The sequence below is a fragment of the Oceanospirillum linum genome (assembly GCF_001995095.2).
Lineage (GTDB): Bacteria > Pseudomonadota > Gammaproteobacteria > Pseudomonadales > Halomonadaceae > Oceanospirillum > Oceanospirillum linum.
The window spans coordinates 24,736-46,073 of the sequence record NZ_MTSD02000002.1; the positions used below are offsets into that span (position 1 = coordinate 24,736).

21 protein-coding genes and 1 tRNA gene are annotated in these 21,338 nt (G+C 45.7%); 7 read left to right on the plus strand and 15 right to left on the minus strand.

Annotation, left to right across the window (positions count from 1 at the left end; genetic code table 11):
* Nucleotides 1-13 precede the first annotated feature (13 nt).
* A complete protein-coding gene (locus tag BTA35_RS05280) occupies nucleotides 14-757 on the minus strand; it encodes a nitrilase-related carbon-nitrogen hydrolase (protein ID WP_078318790.1) in 744 nt (247 codons plus the stop codon).
* A 190-nt stretch (nucleotides 758-947) separates the two neighbouring features.
* On the opposite strand from BTA35_RS05280, the gene BTA35_RS05285 reads away from it, so the two are divergent.
* From BTA35_RS05285 to BTA35_RS05295, 3 genes are read left to right on the plus strand one after another with little or no spacing between them, the layout of a single operon-like run.
* Nucleotides 948-2,000: an ABC transporter substrate-binding protein gene (locus tag BTA35_RS05285; RefSeq protein WP_078319279.1), complete on the plus strand. Its 1,053-nt coding sequence runs from the start codon at nucleotides 948-950 to the stop codon at nucleotides 1,998-2,000.
* A complete protein-coding gene (locus BTA35_RS05290; protein WP_160055016.1) occupies nucleotides 1,997-3,763 on the plus strand; it encodes a sensor histidine kinase in 1,767 nt (588 codons plus the stop codon). The genes BTA35_RS05285 and BTA35_RS05290 overlap by 4 nt, the downstream gene beginning before the upstream one ends.
* Nucleotides 3,756-4,391, plus strand: coding sequence for a response regulator (locus BTA35_RS05295; RefSeq protein ID WP_078318792.1), 636 nt, complete (start codon nucleotides 3,756-3,758; stop codon nucleotides 4,389-4,391). The genes BTA35_RS05290 and BTA35_RS05295 overlap by 8 nt, the downstream gene beginning before the upstream one ends.
* Before the next feature lie 571 nt (nucleotides 4,392-4,962).
* On the opposite strand, the gene BTA35_RS17890 is transcribed toward BTA35_RS05295, so the two are convergent.
* From BTA35_RS17890 to BTA35_RS19010, 3 genes are all read right to left on the minus strand, one after another.
* A complete protein-coding gene (locus tag BTA35_RS17890) occupies nucleotides 4,963-5,103 on the minus strand; it encodes a hypothetical protein (protein ID WP_160055019.1) in 141 nt (46 codons plus the stop codon).
* Between the two features lie 469 nt (nucleotides 5,104-5,572).
* On the minus strand, nucleotides 5,573-6,460 hold the full coding sequence (locus BTA35_RS05300; protein ID WP_078318793.1) for a hypothetical protein: 888 nt from the start codon (nucleotides 6,458-6,460) through the stop codon (nucleotides 5,573-5,575).
* Nucleotides 6,461-6,539: 79 nt separating this feature from the next.
* Nucleotides 6,540-6,731 (minus strand): hypothetical protein, encoded by a 192-nt coding sequence (locus tag BTA35_RS19010; protein ID WP_500690214.1) that lies wholly within the window; start codon nucleotides 6,729-6,731, stop codon nucleotides 6,540-6,542.
* A gap of 133 nt (nucleotides 6,732-6,864) precedes the next feature.
* Between BTA35_RS19010 and BTA35_RS05310 the strand changes: the two genes are divergently transcribed.
* The gene (locus BTA35_RS05310; RefSeq protein ID WP_078318795.1) at nucleotides 6,865-7,107 is read left to right on the plus strand and encodes a hypothetical protein; all 243 of its coding nucleotides are present in this window, start codon (nucleotides 6,865-6,867) and stop codon (nucleotides 7,105-7,107) included.
* Nucleotides 7,108-7,140: 33 nt separating this feature from the next.
* Here the strand turns inward: BTA35_RS05310 and BTA35_RS05315 are convergent, their stop codons facing one another.
* The 8 genes from BTA35_RS05315 to BTA35_RS18785 form a co-directional block, all read right to left on the minus strand.
* Complete coding sequence (locus BTA35_RS05315) at nucleotides 7,141-7,470, minus strand: hypothetical protein (protein WP_078318796.1); 330 nt, start codon at nucleotides 7,468-7,470, stop codon at nucleotides 7,141-7,143.
* A 91-nt stretch (nucleotides 7,471-7,561) separates the two neighbouring features.
* Nucleotides 7,562-8,116 (minus strand): type II toxin-antitoxin system HicB family antitoxin, encoded by a 555-nt coding sequence (locus tag BTA35_RS05320; protein ID WP_078318797.1) that lies wholly within the window; start codon nucleotides 8,114-8,116, stop codon nucleotides 7,562-7,564.
* A 55-nt stretch (nucleotides 8,117-8,171) separates the two neighbouring features.
* Nucleotides 8,172-8,678, minus strand: coding sequence for a phage portal protein (locus BTA35_RS05325; RefSeq protein WP_078318798.1), 507 nt, complete (start codon nucleotides 8,676-8,678; stop codon nucleotides 8,172-8,174).
* Nucleotides 8,679-8,737: 59 nt separating this feature from the next.
* A complete protein-coding gene (gene hepT / locus BTA35_RS05330; protein WP_078318799.1) occupies nucleotides 8,738-9,199 on the minus strand; it encodes a type VII toxin-antitoxin system HepT family RNase toxin in 462 nt (153 codons plus the stop codon).
* On the minus strand, nucleotides 9,174-9,557 hold the full coding sequence (mntA, locus tag BTA35_RS05335; protein WP_078318800.1) for a type VII toxin-antitoxin system MntA family adenylyltransferase antitoxin: 384 nt from the start codon (nucleotides 9,555-9,557) through the stop codon (nucleotides 9,174-9,176). The genes hepT and mntA overlap by 26 nt, the downstream gene beginning before the upstream one ends.
* 145 nt (nucleotides 9,558-9,702) lie before the next feature.
* Nucleotides 9,703-9,779, minus strand: a tRNA-Val gene (locus BTA35_RS05340).
* 68 nt (nucleotides 9,780-9,847) lie between these two features.
* On the minus strand, nucleotides 9,848-10,153 hold the full coding sequence (locus BTA35_RS18780; RefSeq protein WP_338012998.1) for a redoxin family protein: 306 nt from the start codon (nucleotides 10,151-10,153) through the stop codon (nucleotides 9,848-9,850).
* Nucleotides 10,078-10,323 carry a thioredoxin domain-containing protein gene (locus tag BTA35_RS18785; protein ID WP_338012999.1) on the minus strand — a complete coding sequence of 82 codons (246 nt, stop codon included), beginning with the start codon at nucleotides 10,321-10,323 and terminating at the stop codon, nucleotides 10,078-10,080. The genes BTA35_RS18780 and BTA35_RS18785 overlap by 76 nt, the downstream gene beginning before the upstream one ends.
* 294 nt (nucleotides 10,324-10,617) lie before the next feature.
* Here BTA35_RS18785 and BTA35_RS05350 point away from each other — a divergent pair, with 294 nt between their 5' ends.
* Both BTA35_RS05350 and BTA35_RS05355 read left to right on the plus strand, forming a co-directional pair.
* Nucleotides 10,618-13,023: a GGDEF domain-containing response regulator gene (locus BTA35_RS05350; RefSeq protein ID WP_078318801.1), complete on the plus strand. Its 2,406-nt coding sequence runs from the start codon at nucleotides 10,618-10,620 to the stop codon at nucleotides 13,021-13,023.
* A gap of 47 nt (nucleotides 13,024-13,070) precedes the next feature.
* Nucleotides 13,071-15,614, plus strand: a complete 2,544-nt coding sequence (locus BTA35_RS05355; RefSeq protein ID WP_078318802.1) for a sensor histidine kinase — start codon at nucleotides 13,071-13,073, stop codon at nucleotides 15,612-15,614.
* Nucleotides 15,615-15,648: 34 nt separating this feature from the next.
* On the opposite strand, the gene BTA35_RS05360 is transcribed toward BTA35_RS05355, so the two are convergent.
* Nucleotides 15,649-16,488, minus strand: a complete 840-nt coding sequence (locus BTA35_RS05360) for a substrate-binding periplasmic protein (RefSeq protein WP_078318803.1) — start codon at nucleotides 16,486-16,488, stop codon at nucleotides 15,649-15,651.
* Nucleotides 16,489-16,518: 30 nt separating this feature from the next.
* A complete protein-coding gene (locus BTA35_RS05365) occupies nucleotides 16,519-17,664 on the minus strand; it encodes a glycerate kinase family protein (protein WP_078318804.1) in 1,146 nt (381 codons plus the stop codon).
* Nucleotides 17,665-17,845: 181 nt separating this feature from the next.
* On the opposite strand from BTA35_RS05365, the gene BTA35_RS05370 reads away from it, so the two are divergent.
* Nucleotides 17,846-18,187 carry a hypothetical protein gene (locus BTA35_RS05370; protein WP_238377505.1) on the plus strand — a complete coding sequence of 114 codons (342 nt, stop codon included), beginning with the start codon at nucleotides 17,846-17,848 and terminating at the stop codon, nucleotides 18,185-18,187.
* 77 nt (nucleotides 18,188-18,264) lie between these two features.
* Here BTA35_RS05370 and BTA35_RS05375 read toward each other — a convergent pair whose 3' ends face one another.
* On the minus strand, nucleotides 18,265-21,336 hold the full coding sequence (locus BTA35_RS05375; protein WP_078318805.1) for an efflux RND transporter permease subunit: 3,072 nt from the start codon (nucleotides 21,334-21,336) through the stop codon (nucleotides 18,265-18,267).
* Nucleotides 21,337-21,338: the final 2 nt, after the last annotated feature.

Here is a 21,338-nt window from a genome sequence, read left to right on the forward strand (position 1 = left end):
CAACCTCTTGTTGTTATAAATTATTAATATATAAATAGTCGCGACGGGATTTTTGAACCTGCGTTAAATCAAGCTCTATTGTTTGAACTGTTTCCTGATCGCCCATGCGTAAAAGCACTTCACCAAAAGGTGAAACTACAAGGCTCTCGCCAGCAAAGTGGCCGCCATGGCCTGAGCCAACCCGATTACAGGTAACGGCAAAGACCTGGTTTTCGATCGCCCTTGCCTGGGTCAGTACGAAATGGATATTGGAATAAGGGTGCATGTTGCCATTAGGCATAACGATGAGATCCGCACCCGACTGAGCAAGCTTACGGCTCCCTTCGGGGAATTCGAGATCAAAGCAGATTTGTGCCCCGACCTGAGAATCGTTATGGGTCACCAACGAAGATTCGTGACCTTTTGTAAACACACCAATATCGTCCAACCAAAGATGGGATTTACGGTGTAAAATCTGCTGCTCGCCATTACTAAACAAAAATGCACTGTTGTAATAACCGGCATCGTGCTGCTCAATATGGCCCAGAATTATTTTATTAGATAATCCTTCAGAAGCTGAGGCGATACGCTTTAATGCATTTTTTGATTTTAAAAAAGCAGGCTCAACCTGTTCTTTTGTTGGAAAACCCGTAAGAGATAGCTCAGGAAATAAAATAATATCTGAATCATTATTTTCTTTAATTATCTTTATTATTTTTTCTGAGTTCTCATCATAGCTATGATCAATTATATCGATCTGAGAAATTGTTATTTTCATAATCCAATCGTTAAGTTAGCCATTGGTCTTTTATTGTTGGCTATTAACACGACATAAATAAATGAGGATTTTCTGCAAACAGAATGAGTAGTTATACCTATTGCATGGGGTGCACTCTGGGGTCAAACTAGCAGAAAAAGGTCTGCAAGTGATATCAAGACGCGAATTTCTGATCTACTTTTCAGGGCTTATGACGACTTCAAATCTGTCATTTGGCGCCTCCCCTATGGCTGAACTACGCTACTTGTGTTGGGATGGTTATGACCAGCCCAGCTTGCTTAGGCCGTTTGAAAGCCTGCATCCTTGTGTTATACAGCCTGAAATCATCAGTGATAGCCCGGCGGCATTTGCCAGACTTAACCAGGGAGGGCACCGCCAATATGATATCGTCTCTATTGATAGTCCCTGGTTAGAACGGCTTGATCAGGATGATGTTCTTGCCAAACTGCCGAAAAGCTCTTTTGCCAACTCCTTCCAGCCCTATTACCCAGAATTATCAGAACTTCTTTTTGATGAAGGGAATGAAAAAGTAAACTGGCTACCCACTCAATGGGGCTGGATCGGTCCAACAATCAATACCCGGTTTGTCAAAGAAGAAAACTATCGCAGCTACGCTCCGTGTTTCAGCTCTGAGAATCGCGGTAGAATTGGGATTATGGATTGGGGCGATTGGCCAATGCTGCCCATCGCCTTGTATCTGGGTATAAACCCCTATGAACCCCTGGATGACCATGCAATCCGACAACTACAGGATGCATTTCGTGCACTGTTTAAAAACCAGCCGGTATTTATTTCAAACGTTGCATTAGGGCAGAAAGCGCTACTGGATGGCAGTGTCCATTCATTAATCGGAACAGGCACCTACCTGACCTCAGCCATGCGACGGGCTGGGCTAAAACAGATCAAAACTATGATTCCCGACATCAAAAATGGTATGCTTCAGTGTATCGTATGGACTGAGGGTGCCGGAGCGATAAAACACCAGCCCTATGAAGCGCTTAGCCTTCAATGGGTAGATTATATTGCATCTGAAAAGGCGGCATTCCATCTTTCATATAACGGGCCTACCTGCAATCTCTCCCCCTACCGAACAGCATCCGAACGCTATTCAAAAACACAATGGAACACATTGCAGTTATCCGATCTGCCGGATTTGTGGCAAAACAGCCTTGCACATCGGACGGTTCCCAGCATCGCGAGAATGCTGGAGGCCTGGCAAAGAGAGCTTATGAAATCACTATGAAATTAATGTTCAGATCCCTGGCTATCTCTCTGCTAACCTTTTTTTGTGCGCTGGTTAATGCGAAAGAAAATAACGCTTCTCAGCTCGGCATCCACCTCTCTCAGTGGCAGGTGTTGGATTCTGCTGAGCCTTTGCCAGAATCTGAATGGCAATCACTCCAGAATTGGCATCCCCCCATCTGGCAGATTCCAAATCTGAAAAGTCGTTGGTTTAAGGCCCATTTCCAGGTCGGATGGCACCATAAAACAACATCACTGGCGATTACTCTTGGGCCTTTGTTTTCTTCTGCGGAAGTCTTTGTTAACGGGGTTCGTATCAATTCATTCTCTGATGGAAAGCTAAAGCATTTTCGTCGCTCTCAGACTCAGATCCATCCTCTGCCCAGCCAAAGATTATGGTACAGTTTTTTAGATTTTCAAAAAGACAATGAGCTGCTGATTCACTTACGAAGTGATAAAGAGCCTCTCACGATCAACCCCGATACTGTCATTATCAACAACTATGACTTTCTGGCGCTTAAAGCAAAAGATTCTGACACCCTTCTGAAAATTGCTCAGGGGGCGATGATCGGTCTTTTAGTCTCATTTGGGCTTTTTTCTCTGTTTTTACGGGCGGTGGGCTTTAAGGAGCGCGATAACACTCTATTTGGCCTGTTTGTAACAAGCGTTGCTCTGATGATCTTATCAAATTCGCTACTTTTACCGGATGAGTTGGGCTATAAACTGGCTCATTCTGCTTTGCCCTGGATGCTTGCGTCACTCTCTGTTTTTACCCTTGCCGGTCTCTACTCCGAACAACAAAAGCTTTCTCAGCGGGCCAAAGGACTACTGCTATTTAACTTACTGATACTCATCCTGCTTATACTTGGGACACCGATCAGCCCTGAAACAGAGGCTCTGAAAGCGCTTTGTCTTCTTTCTTATATTGGGGTATTGGCCGAAGTTTACTGGCAGAAAATATGGCACAAACGCTTACTGAAACTGGAAAATATGGGAGTACTGCTGGTTCTTGTTGGTGCTGCATCAGATCTGTTTTGGGCACTGGATTACAGCCCTGTTAACTCTTTAGCGCTATCTCTTTTTTTTGTTGCCTTTAACCTGCTGTTTAATGTTGCTCTTCGTTTCAGGCAGATGGCCAAGTCTCTGTTAACCCTGTCAAATCGCCTGGTATCGATTCGTGAGATTGAACGAGCCCGCCTGACCCGGGATATACATGATGGTGTTGGTCAAGGCTTGTCTACGCTGAAGTTACTGATCAACCTGAACGCAAAAAAACTGGAACCAGAGCTGAGCGAAACACTTCAGACCGAAGTAGCGATCACATCGAATACACTCAAATCTGTAATTCGTAATTTGAAGCCAATTGAGGTGGCTTCCGGCTCGCCAACACAATCCATCATCAGTTTAGCGACACATAACTGTGATCTGGCCAATATCAGATTGAAGGTCAACAAGCAGGACAATGTCAGGTTATCAAAGGAGTCTGCCTACCAGGTTTACCGGATTGCGCAGGAAGCTCTTAATAATGCCATTAAACACAGTGAAGCCAGCTGTATCACTCTGAGTCTGGAAGCGGATACCCACCACTTTGTTGTGACTATTATGGATAATGGAAAAGGTGTTGGTCTGGGCCAGTCTCAGCATGACAGCTATGGCATGAATTCCATGCAGGAGCGAAGCATGATTATCGGAGCAGAAATAAGTATCCGCAACCATGCAGAGCAAGGCACCCTTGTCTGTTTAGAGGTTCCCTACAATGATTAAAGCGGTCATCGTCGACGATCACGTTATTTTCCAACAGGGTGTTAAAGCCCTGCTTGAAGAGCCCAATCGGATAAAAGTGATCGATATGGCAACCAATGCACCGGATGCCGAGAGGATCATTATAGGCAAGCAGCCGGATGTTTGTGTGTTGGATATCTCGCTAGCCGATGGTAATGGTATTGAATTAGCCGAACGATTACGGATGCGGGGCTATCGTGGCTCTATTGTGATGCTCACCATGCACACAGAGCTGAAGATTTTTAAGCGCGCATCTGCAATCACCAAAATTGATGGCTATGTTCTCAAGCTCGATGCCTCAGAAGATCTCGTTAATGCCATTATCGGAGCACAACAAGGCCAGAGGTTTGTCAGCCCTGCCATTGCCCATGAGATGGCTTGGCAAAACTCGCGGCTTGAGCAGGAATCACCGATTTCAATGCGTGAGCAGGAAGTTCTGACACTTGTTGCAGAAGGTCATGGTAGTGATGCCATAGCCTCAAGACTTGACCTCAGCAAACGCACCGTTGATAACCACAGAGCGAATATCAAACGAAAACTGGGTTTTAATAACACCGTTGAGTTGATTCGGTATGCGATTGAGAATGACCTTCTGATGACGATTAAATAGCTAACAGGCGCTATAAACCCACTCTGCCCCGGTGCTACAACCTCATCAGGCTTTGACTTTATTTTTGCCAGAAAAAACAACCAGATTGATCTGAAAGCTGGGTTGATGTGTATAAGGACTTCTTTACGGCGCACACAGAATTGGCTGCTAAGATGTGTTTTATATGAAGAAAACTCTTAGGGTGTTAAAATAGAGCGATCTGGATCTCGCAGGCAAGAAGTGGCCCAATGAACGAGATCCCGATTCGTCTCGGGCTTGCTTTACTTAGTTAAGCTAGACGAGAAAGGTATTTTCTGAAAAATACTTATATGAGTTAAAGAAAAGCCTGCATCTGCTTAGCCCGTCTTGCGGGCTTAATCAGAGACACAACTCGTTCAAGGAGATTTGAAATGGGTTTTATCACAAGCAGCATCGAGTTTCTATCAAATCTGTCCGTTTATCAAACGACATTCGTTGTTATCGCGATAGCTGGTTTATATCAGCTTGGAATTTATTTTTACGACGCCAAGAAAAAACACTAATAGAAAATGCCTAGCTTCAGCACAGGCTTTTTACTCTATTCACCAACTGCCTATTCACCAGAAGGGATCCTTTGGAATTTGCGGAAGGTGTGCAGCTTGCCAAACACTTCTGCGACTTTGAGGGAAGTAGTGCGTAATTCATTGCCATGAAAGATGATGGCATCTTGCGGGATCATCAATTGAGTAGCCATAGCGGCCTCCTGTTGTTTTTCGAAGATATCGCCCCATTTCGACGTGAGTACCGGGAGGTTCGAAACGGTCAACAGTCACCGCGAGCTTATTCCCCTTACGGGTATTTTATTCACTGCCCTTCCGGCCTAAACGCATAATTCTGGCGCAACTAGGCTAGGGAGTGTGCCAAATTTCAGGTACAAAAAACCAACGCTTACGGGGTTGGGTGGAGTCCGGGTTAGATCAAGAGGTTTCGACGCCTCGGCCCTGAGGATAGGGCTGAGACAGGGCGAGTGTCAAGAAAAGGTGCGTCCATGATGGACGCATCTGAAAATCTTTTACCGCACTCTGTAATTTTGCAGAGTGTAATTACCGGAATTCCGGCAGCTTGGCTAAGCAGGAATTTCTGCTTTGGTAATTCAGGAACCTCCACCATGGAGGCTCCTTGTTGAATGCAGTCCTCAGAATTGAGGAGTAGCAAGAATTGGTCTACATATTATTTTTCAATGTATTTATATGTTTGTCTAAAGCTATATAAACCATGTGGGCATAAGCCATAAGGTAGCGGTTAAGATCTTCTACAATATTTTTATGATGTCCATGCAGACTAGATCCTTTAATGGGTCTTTCCAAAAGCAGTATTTTATCTTCAAAGTGGTCTCTACCAAAAAAATACAAAATATAATTCCTATATTCATCTGCTGTCTGACCCTTTTTTGATAACCCGCATTTATCAAATATTTTATTTGAGAAATCATCCTTGTTTTTGACCCGACCGCCATTATGGACAATGATATGCCTAAACATTTCAATCATAGCAATGGCGAATCCAAGATCAATATTAAGACTATTATTCCTCTCAGCATCACTAATAATTGGAAAAATTTTCTTTAAATCTTTAATTATTGCTTTTGGACCACCTTTTTTTCTTTCAGCCTGTTCCAAAAACCATTTGAAATTTTTCCCTTCAATTTCTTGGAACCTTATATTCCCGAAGTCTCCTAAAGGCCATAAATTGTGATCATGATAGGCAGCACATGCGTAGATACCTTCTAGGAAATCTTCAAATTCCTCATACGCCTCCGCTAATATCCATTGATACTGACGGTTTTTGTGAACGTATGTTGAGAGTTCTTTTTCTTCAATGCTTCGGTCAACATGGCCATAGAAATAATATTCTCCCGTATCAGCCATTCTGAAAAACATATTATGAAGATCAAAATATTTATTATCTATATCCGGCTGCTTTTCTCTCTCATTCTTATATAATTCTAGAGCCCTAATCTCTTTCTTAAAAACGTTATCTGCTGACCTTTGCAACAATGTCAGTTGTATCATTTTTTCTAGAAAATCTTTGAAGATTTTTTCCAGCTCCATAGCCAGCTATCCTTTATTCATTAGAGATGACAAATGCTTTTCAAGACTAACAAACACAGATCAAACCTAACATCCTAATTTAGTACTTCATCACCAACAAAAGCTCAAACTGCAGCTGTTTCTGCTCCAGATCACCTTCCAGCACCGGCTTTGCCCGTTTCCGGCTGTTCAAACCTGCACCGCAGCTGCTTGCCCGGTTGCGTCCCTCTTCCAGCCGTTCGGCTGCCCTCAGCCTGTTTGCCACCCAATGCGGGACCAAGCACATTTTCATTTTTCATCAGGGTTGGAATGTATGGTTTATTCATTGTCCTCTCCAAGACTAAAGTCTGTAGTCCTCTCTTCATCTAAATTGATAGTGTTTCAGGGTCAAAACTGACGCTATCTATCACGACAAGGAGTGGACTATGTCTCCCCAGCAAGAAGCTGAATTATTCGATCGAATGTTTGCATTGGAAGCCTACGCAATGACTCTTGGCGCATATCTGGCCAACAATGGGCACGATCCAGCCCACCTTACGGCGACTCTCAACGCAGGTTTGGATCGAATGATTAAAACCAGATCTGATATGCCCGCTGAAAACGAAAGCCGCATTCGCGACCAGTTTGAAAAAATTGTGTCGTCCATTGCAGCCAGCTCCGTTAATTAATTGTTAACGCCCGGTGTAACCACCGGGCATTGATTAACCTGCTAAGCCTATTTCACCATGCAAAAACTCCAACATCTTGCACCGGATCGCACTGGCCTTGGGCTGCTTGGCGAGCATCACAATCAGATTCACCCCACGAAATGAAAACATCCGTTTGTGCTGCAAACCGTGTGAAGTCTTAACCGGCAAAACCTGCGACATATCCGCATCAAACTCATCTTTGTGACGCCGATACAGGTTTAGCACTTCATCAGCGCCCAGGCTGTAACCCAAGGCATCACCGATGCTTTTGGCTGACGCCCATTGGCCGCCTTCGATCTTTTCAAACTGAATCCCTGTGTCTTTGTAGAATGCGATGGTCATGGTTCCTCCAGTAAGTTACAGGCGAAAAAAAACCGCCGGATGGCGGTTTTAGATATTCTGTCTAATATGAAAATTGGTTAGCTTAAGCCTATTATTGACCCCGATATTCAGTAATCTGACGTTTAATTCGATGGAACTCATTAACTTCAACACCAGCATGGGCTTCAAGTTCTACATCGTGCTCACCAACAAAAACCCTGTAAAAAGGATGACCACCGTTTAAACCAATGAGCAAACACTCATCATCCCACTTAATTGATACGATATTTTCCATGTTTAAATAAATATCATCCTTGATCCTCAATTGAGCTGACCTCCCCTTTCCTTCTAAGTAGTTAGCCACGGACTGTTTAATCACATCATTGATTGAGCAGCCCTTTTCCAAAGACATCAGATATACCTTCTTATGCAACTCTTCTCCTATACGGATATTGAAGCTGCCATTCATTGGCTTATCCGGGACTTTGCCCTGTTCTTCACAGGTTGCAAGATAATCATCGACAGCTTCTTCGAATGCAGTTTTTAACCCCGCAATATCCTTGGCCTCATAAGTGACCAGATCGTTCACTGCCTCAATCTTGCCATGTAGAAGTTGTTGGTTGAGATCAAACTCTACAGATCCTAAATAACCCTTATGCTTCATCATTCCTGCCACGAAATTTCTCCATTACCCATTCATGTCATTACCGAACCATATGCAACTATAATTTAGTTGCAAAAGATTTGTAAGATTCAAGCGGGCAATTTGCCTCCTCCCTCTGCCCCAACACCTTCATGGCATTCAGCGTTGGCAGATCCGTCGGTAATCCCAATGCCTCACGCTCTCTAATCTCCCGCGCTTGTTGGTAGAACACTTCCTGATAATCCTTGCCCATCAGGGCCAGTTCATCCTCATAGGTGCTGGGGCCTGCTTCAATCCGCAGGATGGCTTCTTTGGTCTCTTTAAGACCATCAATGGCTAACCGGCCTGAGCCGATCCAGCGGCAACGGGGCCAGGCGTTGGTGGCTTGGTAAAAGTCTCGGGTTGCGCCTTTGGGCAGGGTGACTAAGCCCCTGAACAGCAGTTCTTCCAGCACTAAGCGGAAGATGACGGTGGCTTTACGGGCGGCAATGATCTTGCGGCGGCCCATAAAGTAACGCCAGTTCTTCCCCAGGCTTGCGCGGGCGGCGCTGTCTTTTTTCATCTTCAGAAGCAGCAATTTCCACATCTAGGTGGTTCGTAACTACCTTATTTTAGCAAGTGATAAAAGTAGAGGTTAAGCAGTCTTTAAGTGTGTTTTATATGGGGGATATTAAGAAGTGCCTGCGTAACCTTTTCGATGTACCGGTATACATAATGGTATTTTTTTTCCCGAACAACGGGCTCTAATTTCTTCCAGTCTAAGTTCAGGTAATCATGGATAATTGCATTACGCATACCCACAGCTCCACGAATATCGTTAATATCGGGTTCTATAAGAGCCAGATGCTCATAAACCCGCTCAATACTGGCTCGGGCTTCCGATGGGACGGGTTTCCCATGAGCTTTCAGGTAGTGCTTGGAGCAACCAATAGCGGATTCAACAATAACCTGTAAACTCCGCTCGACGGCACTGCGTTCATTGAAGCTCAGTGGCCGTTGCTTCAGCAAGGTGCTGAGCTCATCCAGGCCACTTAGGTATTGCTCAACCTGCTCGGTCAGAGCCATAACATAAGGTTCAAAATTAAGCTCGATTTTTGAGGTATTCATATCGGTACTCTTCCCATAGCGACCAAACTCTCGACTGCTCAGAGTGTATACGAAGTGGATTAGCAGACATGATAATCTCACCTTCTTCAATGATGTTGTAAGCTAAGGGGATCGGGATCTGGTTAATGTCTACAATGGAGATTTTTACGTTGACTTGTTCCATCCATTGAAATGCAAGATCCTCTGTGAAATAGGACGCTCGATTTTCGGGTAATGACTGGAAGGCAATGGCCAGATCAAAGTCACTATCAGCATCTGCGGTGCCTTTAGCTCGTGAGCCGTATAGCCATACAACTTCGATGCTGGCATCTGACTCAGCCAGTTTTTTTAGTGCATTAAGCGTATGCTTCTGATTCATAACCCAACTCCTGGCAACTCAGATCCATTCTATCTTTAATAGGATATTTGTGTCACAAAACAGCCCCTGGTTCCAACAGAAGTTGGCCCCAACATATCCCCAACGAAAAAAGCCCGTAACTCTGGGAGTTACGGGCTTTTAAATTTGGTAGACGTGATCGGATTCGAACCAACGACCCCCACCATGTCAAGGTGGTGCTCTAACCAACTGAGCTACACGTCTTTGATGAGGCGTATTATACGGATAACGTTTTGTTAAGCAAGACTTTTTTAAACAATTATCCGAAAATTTTATAGCTGAGCCAGAATCGCCTCTGCACTGCTTTTTTCAACGCCTTTATCATCGACCCCCAGATACTCAACCACGCCGTCATTGAGGATCATGGCGTAGCGCTGAGAACGAACACCAAACTGAGCCCCTGTCAGGTCTTTTTCCAGACCAACGGCCTCAGCAAGATTGCCAATACCATCTGCCAGCATGATGATCTCATCAGCATTTTGGTTTTTACCCCAAGCATCCATTACGAAGGCATCATTAACGGAGGTGCAGATAATAGAGTCAACGCCCTTGGCTTTAATCGCGTCAGCCTGAACCACAAATCCTGGCAAATGAGTGACGGAACAACCTGGGGTGAAAGCTCCAGGGACAGCAAAAGAACCACTTTCTTGCCGGTCAGAAGCTCATCTGTCTGAACGGATTCAGGCCCTTGGTCACCCATCACTTTAAGCTCAACGTTAGGTACTTTTTCGCCTACCTGAATGGACATAGTTACACCTCTGAAGAATAAGATTTATTACTGATAATGGTGCCGGTGATTAACAAAACCAACCTGATAACCATTTTTGATAACGCATAATACCGCATATCTCCTCAATATCCGAGTATTCGACTCGGACTTTTAAGTTTAACCGCTGGCCTCGATTAAGCCGATAAATCCGTCAAATTTAACCATGGATATGAATGGAATAATTAGCTCTACACTAAATCGTTTGCTACGTTAAACCCTGTAGAGGGTTAGACTTTTGGTGAGATTTACCACCGATCTGTGAGGGAGTACTGCATGAAACGATTATTTATCGTGGAGGATGAGGCCATTATCGCCATGGACTTAGCCGAAGAGCTTGAAGGGGCTGGCTTTGAAGTGGTTGGTGTGGCCTACGATGGTGAATCGGCGCTGGAGCAATTACAGGATCTCGATCCGAATCTGATTTTGATGGATATCGTGCTGGGCAATGGCATGGATGGCATTCAAACCGCTGAACAGATTCTTAAAACACGCTCTATCCCCATTATTTTCCTGACGGCATTCAGTGATACAGACACTGTAGCCCGTGCGGCCAAAACAGCCCCCTACGGCTATATCACTAAGCCTTATAACACTCAGTCTCTCTGCGCCAGCATCAATGTGGCGTTAACCAAGCAGCAACTGGAACATAAGCTGATTTATAAAGAGCGCTGGTTCTCCAATATTCTGCACGCAGTACACGATGCGATTATTGCCGTGGGCATCGATGGTCTGATTCATTTTGCCAATAGCGAAGCGTGTCGTATCCTGGAGGTATCCGGTGTTGATGAGTTGATGGGCAAAGATATTTCAGAGCTGATTAAACTCTATGATCATAATGGAGACCGGGTTCTCTCCTCCCCTGTTGCCAGTGCGATGCAGAGAAATGCAGTGATGCCTATTGTCTTCAATGGCTCTGTAAGAAATCAGCATACAGGTAAACGAACGTTTATCGACTATTCTGCAGCGCCGGTTCGTGGCCAGTCTAACGTTGTGATTGGCGGGCTGTTGGCTCTGCGGGACGCCTCACAGAGGCTTCGTATCGAAACAGAAATCCGGAAAAGTGATGGCCGCTTTGAAACCGCTTTTGACAACTCATCTGTCGGCGTTGTTCTGGTTGCTCTTGATGGCGGCTTAATTGATTACAACGCCGCATTTGCGAAACTGTTCAAGCTATCTCATACGACTAAAATCAACACCCTGGAAGACCTGCCACTCTCCTATACCAATAAGGTCAACATTCAGGAGGGGCTGCTGGCATTACTTTCCGGGCAGCAAGCTAACTTTCAATACGAAATACAGCAGCAGGATGAAGAGGGCCACCTGCATTGGCTCATGCTGAATATATCACTGTTGCACGACCATGATGGTCATCCAAGTTACTATTTCTATCAGGTCTATGATTTAACAGACCGTAAAAAAGCGGAACTGAAGCTACACCACCTAGCCAGTTATGATGCCTTGACAGGCTTGCTGAACTATCCCCAGGTCAGGCTTGAAATAGAGAATCTCGTTGAGCTTAACCAGTTTGAACGGACTTTCGTGGCTGTTGTCACCATCGATATTGATGATTTCAATATTGTAAATGATACCTTCAGCCTGAATATGGGGGACAGAATTCTGGCTGAACTGGCCATGCGACTAAGGGATATAGATCGCTATAATCTTTTGATCGGCAGACCTGGCGGTGATCGCTTTATACTGATACTTCACTCGCTTGAAAGTGTGAATCAGGCGATGTTTATCACCCATCACGCCCTGGATGAGCTCAGGGAACCATGTTTTATCGAAAGTGATGAGATCTTGCTGACCGCTTGCGCTGGCATAGCGATCAGCCCCACTGACGGAACCTCCCCTGATACTCTGCTGGCTGCCAGTGCAGAGGCTCTTCAAATCGCCAAAGTAAATGGTACAAATCAGATTCATTTCTATAATGAACAAATTTCCAATCACGTCAAAAGTCGTATTCTGAACGAAACCAGAATACTTAACGCTCTGGATAATAAAGGTCTGGAGTGCTTGCTGTTTCCGATTACATCAATGAAGGGCCCGTCAGATACTGCGTTCTATAAAATCCGGATTTTCTGGCAAGAAGCGGACTGTTACCTAACTCCCGAGAGCTTTATTGATATTGCAAATGTCAGTGGATTATCCGAGCGGCTTCTTAACTCAGTGCTTGATCAACTCATCACCCACTTTAAACAAAAAGCAGCCCAGAACCTCCATCCAACGGTTATCGTGCCATTTTATCCCTCAGTTCTGCCTTCAAAAGCTTTAGTTTCAGCTTTTGCTGAGAAAAGCAGAAATAACAATCTTAAACCAGAACAGTTTGTTTTTGGGCTGTCCAGTAAGGTTCTTAAAGAAAGTAAAACCGCGAGCCAAAAAATTAATGATGTTAAAGAAAATGGATTTAAGCTCTGCCTTAATCTGTTTACAGGGAAATCTGCATCGGTTGATTTGCTCCACGCCACGGCCCCGGAATACTGTGAATTCTCCATTGCCCCGGACGGTCAGACCGATACCCGCTATCAGGCTGCTATTCTGAGCATGACAAAAGCACTGAATATTCCGGTTATTTTGAATGCACGCCAAAACAGCAAAACTCCCGAAGAAGTCTCAGAGTTGGCATCCTATACCATTGATGATACCGACCAGGCGCTGAGCATCGGATATCTGCGATAGCCCAGGCAATACGTCATAAGCATCTTATTGGCGAAAAGGAAATCGGCATGCTTTCAAATATTCGTGAGATTAACCAGAGCAAATGGACCCTGGTAGCAGGAGGTGGCATAACACTGTTACTCAGTCTGATGATTTTAATCGGCTGGTACTTTGAGCTGTATTTTCTGGTCAGTCCTTTTGAGTCCGGGGTAAGCCGGTTTAATACCGGACTGATGTTTATACTCCTGGCTTTATCCCTGATCAGCTTTCCCGCAATAACGCCCTGGCAGAAAGGCCTTATCTGGCTCGCACCTTTAATGTTATTGATTTTCTCCGGAGTAACCTTCTATCAGTACATTTCCGGCCATTCCTTTGGGATTGACGAGTACTTTATGATGGACAGAATGCCAGCAGAGCAAGGCCGTTATCCGGGAAGACCATCTCCTGCAACCTTACTTTGCTTTATTGCTCTGGCAACCTCACTAATGATTCGGAATATCATCCGTTATTCACATGTAACCTTGTCTGATCAGGCTCTTTTTAACCGCCGTCATCTCCAGATAGCCCTGGCAGCTTATTCTTCTCTTATTATGGCGACAGCCAGTACTGTTTCTATAGCCGCTATTGTTTGGATAACCGGCAGTCAGGGTACTATTTTTGGAAGATTATCATCCGGGCAGTCCCTGTTAACATCTATCATATTTCTTATTGTCTGCCTGTCACTTATTCTTCACTTAGTGCTGTATAAACCATTCGAAATACGTATTTATTGGCTGCCACACTCTGTTTTTATCGCCTTTCTGGCTATTGGATTGGTCATTGCCAATAACACCCATGACAATAAAAAACACTATTTCGAGATGGAAAAAGCAAGCCACCTCGCTTTAGTAAGGCAGATGGTTTTTTCTTCTTTGGATGATGCGGTTATTGATCTGACAGAACTGTCCTGGTACAAGGGAGACCCTTTAATTCAGCCCGGCGCGCTGGAGAAAGAGCATAAACCGAGCTTAATTGGCCTGGTCTTTGAGAAACAGGGTAAACAATTTGAGCAGTACGGGACACCTATTCAGGTGCCATTGCCGGACTGCGCAACACACCCTTATAAGCTTCGCTGGATTGATAAGCATCTGCTGATAACGGTTAAAGCGGCAATTTCAAACCCCGGAAAAGACCTCTGTATACATGGGCTATTCAATGAAGACTACTTTCTTAAAGTCCTACGGATAACCCCCAGTCTGAAATTCCACACCCGGTTCACACCCGCCTCCGATACACTGCCAACGATAGCAGAAGGGAATATCGATAACGGGTCAGTGACCATTGGTGGTCGCCAGTTTGTTATTCATCTGAGGCCGACCCAGAGCACACTTACAATGTTTGGCCAGGATTCCAGGGCATTTATTATTATTCTTTCCGTAATTTTTGGCCTTATCGCCGCTATGGCAATACGCATGCTACTGAAGTCACGAAAGCATTACCTACAGATTGCCGAGGCTAATGAACAGCTTGCTAAACTTGAAGAACGCAATAGTAAGGTGCTGGAAATGGCGCCGGAAGCTGTCATTCTGGTAAATGAAGCGGGATCAATTATTTATTCAAACTACAGAAGTTTTGAGATCTTTGGTTTCAAGCCACAGCAGCTTGAGGGAGAGCCCCTTGAAACCCTACTTCCTGAAGCCCTGAGGGAGGCGCATAAAGGACATAGAACACGCTATATCAAAAAACCTGTTAAACGTGAAATGGGGCAAAATTTGTCACTTAAAGCGTTACATGCCAATGGACATACTTTCCCCGTTGATATTGTACTCAGCCCGATTGAGTATGGTGAGCAAACGGTCATCATGGCAATTATCCGCGATATTTCGGATAAAATTGCTGAAAGGAAACGTATACAACGGGATCTTGAAGAGAAAGTCGTTCTGCTAAAAGAGGTTTATCACCGCGTAAAAAACAACATGCAGGTGATCGCCAGCTTGCTGAAAATGCAGTCACGGGTCGCAGAACATCAGCAAACCAAAAACAGTCTGAACGAAGCCTCTTTGCGTATCTCTGCATTGGCACTGGTTCACGAGAAGCTGTATCAGTCCGACAACCTTTCGCAGGCCAGCATCCGCTCTTACATTGACAGCCTTACAGATACTCTGCGGCAGAGCTATCTCGGCACTATGCCCCTCAAAATTGACATTGAAGCCTGTGATGGTGAATTTGAGCCAGAGGTTATCGTTCCTATTGGGCTGATTCTTAACGAGCTAATCTCAAATGCCATGAAGCATGCCTTTAAAAATCAGAATGAAAAATCCTCATCTGCCATCACAATTAGCTTTTTACCTGATGATACTGCCGGTCAGTATATTCTGCGTGTGGCAGATAACGGCTCCGGAATTAAAGATATACCTGCGCTAAATCAGAGTAAAAGCCTGGGGCTCAAACTGATAAAAAATCTTACAGCACAGTTAAAGGCGAAACTTGAAATTGACTCAGATGACACGGGGACAATTTTCAGCATACGTATCCCGTCCAAATCACTGAAACCCTCAGCGTCCCCCCTGGTTGCCAGTGGCATAGCAACTAAGTATCAGAGGAAAAAGCGCGCTGATGGTTCCCGTTTTTGACGGTATGCCCCGCCTTAGCCAAACACAATGCAGCTTAATAGCGGGCAGGTTCCTCATAACGCGCCTTCATCAAATCTGCTTTAAGCTGACTGCCATCTGAACTCAATGCGCCCCTGGCCTTCAGGCTCTGATACCCCTTATCAAGGGCCTGTCGAATATCAGGCCGACGCTTATCAACCCAGATCGCTAAAGGAGCCTGGATCAGGGGTGTGTAGTGAAACGCATCCCCTAAACCCTTTTTCTCAAAATACCAACTGAAATGTTTGCCTCCCCAGAGGTATTCTGCCCTGCCATGTTGCAGCATCCGAACAGCACTATGATTATCTTTAGCCAGCGCAAGCTTGATCGCCCCGGATTGAGATAGTGCTGCCAAATCTTTGAAATAGCGATAAGGGGACTCCCAACCTCGAATGACGATCATGCGGTGCCCTTTCAACTCACTTGCACTTATGGTCATGTGCTCTGGTGGAAAGCGAGAGTAGATGCCTGCTGACCACGGAAATTGCCAGTCACTGGTCGTACAGCAGTCACCGAAACTTGGATGTCTCCCGGTAATAATAGCCGAAGCCGTGTGGTCAGAAACACTGCGGTAAACGCGGGCAACCGGTAATATTTTAAACTCACAGTTTAGCCCGGCTTCAGAGCAGATCTCTCTGACGGTTTCGATAACAATCCCTGACAGACGACCCGATGGTGCAATATGGGCCAGGGGTGGATAAGAAAAAAAAGCGATGATGGTACTCTCATCATCGGCAATACGACTGCTTTGTAATATTGCACTGTCCTTAGCGGTGCGGTTTACATCACTGGCTTCAGATGACAGAAATGAAAAAAGCGGGATTAACCCTACCAGTAATACCAGGATCGATTTCATGATACTCCCTGAAATACAAAAAAAACTGCGCTACTTTAACGGCTCAGAGTCCTCAGAAAAAAGAAGTTGTAACAGTACCTGTGTCGCATTGAAGAGGTTTTGTTGAGCCAACCCCAAAGCCTGCTCTAATGATTGGTTTTCCGGTGTAATCGAAAGTGCAAGACTGATCCCCTCTTTATAAACAGCCTCGTAACCATCACCCAGTTTTCCTGTTAATGCGACAACAGGTGTGGCCAGCCGCTGAGCTCTTCGGGCGACTCCTACAGGTGTTTTACCCGCAAGAGACTGGCCGTCCAGGCATCCTTCTCCGGTTATGACCCAGTCGGCCTCCGCGCAATAACGATCAAAAGCGACAATGTCCAATACTTGTTCAATACCCGGTTTCAGGCTGGTATTAAAGGCTGCAAGAAAAGCGGCTGCAAGACCGCCGGCTGCACCTGAGCCGGGAATATCCGCCACTGAACGGCCAAAGGTTTTATATAATACCTCTGACCAGTTTATCAGCCCATGATCCAGGGAAAGAACCTGATCCACCGTTGCACCTTTCTGCGGCCCGAAAACTGTACTGGCCCCCTTCTCCCCCGTCAAAGGGTTACTCACATCACAGGCCAGCAAGAATTCACTCTCGCCCAACCTCGGGTCCAGCTGATCCAGGCTAAGAGAACTGACCTGATTAAGCATCTCCCCCGTAGGTAATACCTCCTGACCTTCAGGGCTTAAAGGCTGAGCCCCTAACGCCATTAGCATGCCGATGCCGCCATCATTAGTGGCACTACCACCCAGAGCGATCAAAAAGCGACGTATCCCTTTGTCCAACATCGCCAATATCAGCTGGCCTACCCCCAGAGTAGTGGTTTTATCAGGGTTCCGACGATCTGAAGGCACAAGATGGAGGCCAGCAGCCTCAGCTATTTCAATAATCGCGGTATCACCCTTCACGATACCGGCTTTGGCCTGAACCGGATGAAAGAGTGGCCCGGTTACAGTAAAAAGCTCTGACTGACCATCAAGGGCAGAAATAAGCACATCCAGCGTACCCTCGCCTCCATCAGCTAAGGGTAACGCGGTAATATCAGCGTCGGGCAGACAGTGTTTTATCGCCTGTGCAATGGAACAACAGGCTTCACCTGCGGTCATACTTTCTTTAAATGAATCGGGGGCAATCAGAAATTTCACAGAGCACTCTCTTATTTTATTTGGCTTTGTTTTTCTGCACTTTTCCGCAAACGTCAACCATCGCGTTTTGTGACAAAGGTCGACAAATCACTTTCTGTGACAAGGCTCCACAATACTTAACTTGAGACCTTGTATTCAAGCCATTATTCTTAACCGTATTGCCCCCTAATAGGTTTTAGCCATGATCTGCCGATACAGCCAACTTACTCCATCACTCCATCGGCCGAAGCGCTTGGGATCAGCCCTGGTTGCAACTCTGCTTTCTTTGGCATTCAGCGCCAATGCTTTCGCTGAATGCCCGGATTACGAGGCCAAGAGCGCAGCGGATAAGCTTTCAAAAGTTTTCCTGGGAAAGAATAGCTCTGTTTTTCAGCCTGCTGTTGTTCTTAAACGTCACCACCCCAGCCGACAGAAAGAGGTTGCCAGTTACATCAAAGCCGGTAAGCAGTATTACACCATGTTTTCCATTGTGAACGGGAACTGCAAGGCTTTCTTTATCAAGCGGGCCGGCCCTCGCTATTAAGACTCATCCACTTTTTATTTATTTCCAATAAAAAAAGCCGCTTCATCTGAAGCGGCTTTTTTAACGCTGTTGTTTGATCACACCACATTCATTTTAGGATGTGGCTTATACGGTATACGGAAGAACATGGCGTAAAACACAGGTACTGCAATCAATGTCAGCAAGGTAGCAAAGCCAAGTCCAAAGGAGATCACCACCGCCATACCTTCAAAAAAGGCATCAAACAGCAGAGGTACCATCCCAAGAATAGTCGTAATGGCAGCCATACAGACCGGTCGTACACGGCTAACCGCCGAATGAAAGACCGCTTCATAGGGGTCAACACCTTTGGAAAGCTCATAGTTGATCTGATCGAGCAGTACAATACCGTTCTTAACGATCATACCGGAAAGACTCAGGAAACCTAAAAGCGCCATGAAACTAAAGGCGGCATCCATGATTAAAAGACCCTGCGATACACCGATCAGTGCCAGTGGAACACAAAGCCAAATGACAATGGAGGCTTTAAACGAGTTAAATAACAGCACAGTGATAATGAACATAAACAGGTAGCCCATAGGTAAAGAGCTGAAAATGTTTTGCTGTGCATCACGGGAGTTCTCATACTCTCCTCCCCATTCCAGACTATATCCCCGCGGCAACTCAATCGCTTCAACCTGAGGCCGAATACGCCGGAAGACAGAGTCTGTAGTCTCGGTCCCCATAATCAGCGGATCACCCATCACGGTGATGGAACGCTTACGGTTCCTGCGCTCAATAATAGGGTCTTCCCAAACGACTTTAAAGTCGGAAACCAGGCTGCTCAACGGTACATAGTTTTTAGTTGCCTGACTATAAACCTGAAGATCATGCATCTGATCAATCGTCAGACGCTCCTGGGCCGGAGGCTGCATAATAATCGGGATCTGGCGTGTCCCTTCACGATAAACACCGACCTGCGCTCCTGAGAAGTTCATCAACAGAACACGGTCAATATCTTTCTTGGTAATCCCTAAACGTCGGGCATGGGACTCATCAAATACCGGGCGCAGTACTTTGACTCGCTGACGCCAGTTATCTTTTATACCCTCAATGCCACCATCTTCAGCAAAAATCGTTTTTGCTTTTACAGAAAGTTGGCGAAGGACTTCCGGATCTGGTCCAATAAAGCGCGCTTCCAGTTTAGAGCCACTTGCGGGGCCTAACATTAGCCGCTCCAGCTTGAAATCCAGATCACTGTGGTTGGCTTTCAGGTACTCGTGTACGCTGGCAATCATATCGGGAATATCCCCGCCATTCTTTGCACGGACCACAATCTGACTATAACTGGTATTCGCTTGCGCCACGGAATACGTTAGCATAAAGCGCAACATGCCTTGCCCTGTTGTAGAGGACGCGTAGAGAACGCGGTCGTCTTTCAGGATAAAGTTCTGCACATCCTGAACCCGATCATAGGTATCACTGATATGGCTTCCTTCCGGCATCTCCATCGTGACGAAGAACAAGGGTGTCGTTGATGGAGGGAAAAACGCCTGCTTAACGAACTGGAATGCCCAACCAGCAGTCATCAGCGAAGCCACGAGAACCAGAACCGTTGTTTTACGGTAGTGAAGTGCCCGGGACAGCAGCCATTTATAACCTGTAAACAAAATACCCTTGTATGGGTCTTCCAGCTCATGATCCTCTTTTACTTCTTCTTTGAAGAACAGATCGCAGAAGAACGGCGTTAAAGTAATCGCCGTAATCCAGCTCAGGAACAATGAAATCAGTAAGACCTGGAACAGAGAACCAACAAATTCACCGACTGAATCCGGCGATAAACCAATAGGAGCAAAAGCTACAATAGCAATAATCGTAGCACCGAGAAGAGGCCACTTAGTTTGCTTAACAACATCCTCTGCAGCCTTGAGTTTGCTATGCCCGCGTTTCAGGCCAATCAGAACGCCCTCGGTGACAACAATGGCATTATCAACCAGCATACCCAAAGCGATAATAAGCCCGCCCAGTGAGATACGCTGGAGATTAATCCCCAAATACTGCATCACGATGAAGGTTCCCAGAATGGTCAGTAAAAGAATCAAACCAATCAGAATACCTGAGCGAACCCCCATAAAGACCAGTAACACCAGGATCACAATCCCGACGGCTTCAAACAGATTGAGCAGGAAAGAACTGACCGACTTATCCACCTCATGGGACTGGAAATAGATAGTATTCAGCTCAATACCAGCAGGCTGCTGATATTTTAGCTCTTCAATCCGTGCTTCAAGGCTTTTACCAATATCAACCACGTTGACACCGGAGGCAAAAGATACGCCCAACAGGAGAGCCCGCTGACCATTAAAATCAACTTTATGACTGGCTGGATCTTTATAGCCACGGCGAACGTCTGCCACATCACTCAGGTAGACTGTGTCGCCGGTCGCTGAAGGTAGCAGCAGGTTTTCCAGGGCAGAAATATCTTCAAACTCACCGGTCGTACTGATCCGGATATACTCACTACCTACTTTCACCCGCCCCGCATTAGAAACCGTATTCTGGCTGCTCAGCAGCTGGTCAAGCTGAGTAACCGTAATACCCAGTGCCGATAAGCGGGCCCTGGATATCTCGATAAAGATCTGCTCCTGCTGCTGGCCGGCGATGGCAACTTTACTGACACCATCAACTAACACCAGGTCACGGCGAAGAAAGTCAACATAGGACTTCAGGTCATTGTATCGGTAGCCCTCTCCGGTAACCGCCAATAAAACACCATATACATCCCCAAAATCATCCACGACATTAGGCCCAGAAGTTCCCTTGGGCAGAGATGGAGAAAGATCCCGCATTTTCTTGCGCAGTTCATCCCAAATCTGATTCAGTTCTTTACCGCGATAGGTGTCCTTAACGGTTAGCTGAACTTTGGAATAACCGGCTTTACTGGTTGATACCAGCTTGTCAACATAGGGAAGATTCTGAATCGCCTGTTCGATAGGATATGTCACCTCCTCTTCCACCTGCTCCGGTGTCGCTCCGGGGTAATAGGTGATGATAAGAGCATCCTTAATGGTGAATTCAGGGTCTTCCAGCTGGCCCAGCTTGGCAAAAGAGATGACACCTCCAATCAGAAGTATCAGAGTGATCATCCAGCTTGAAACTTTTTTCTCGATAAAATATTTGGCGATACTCACAA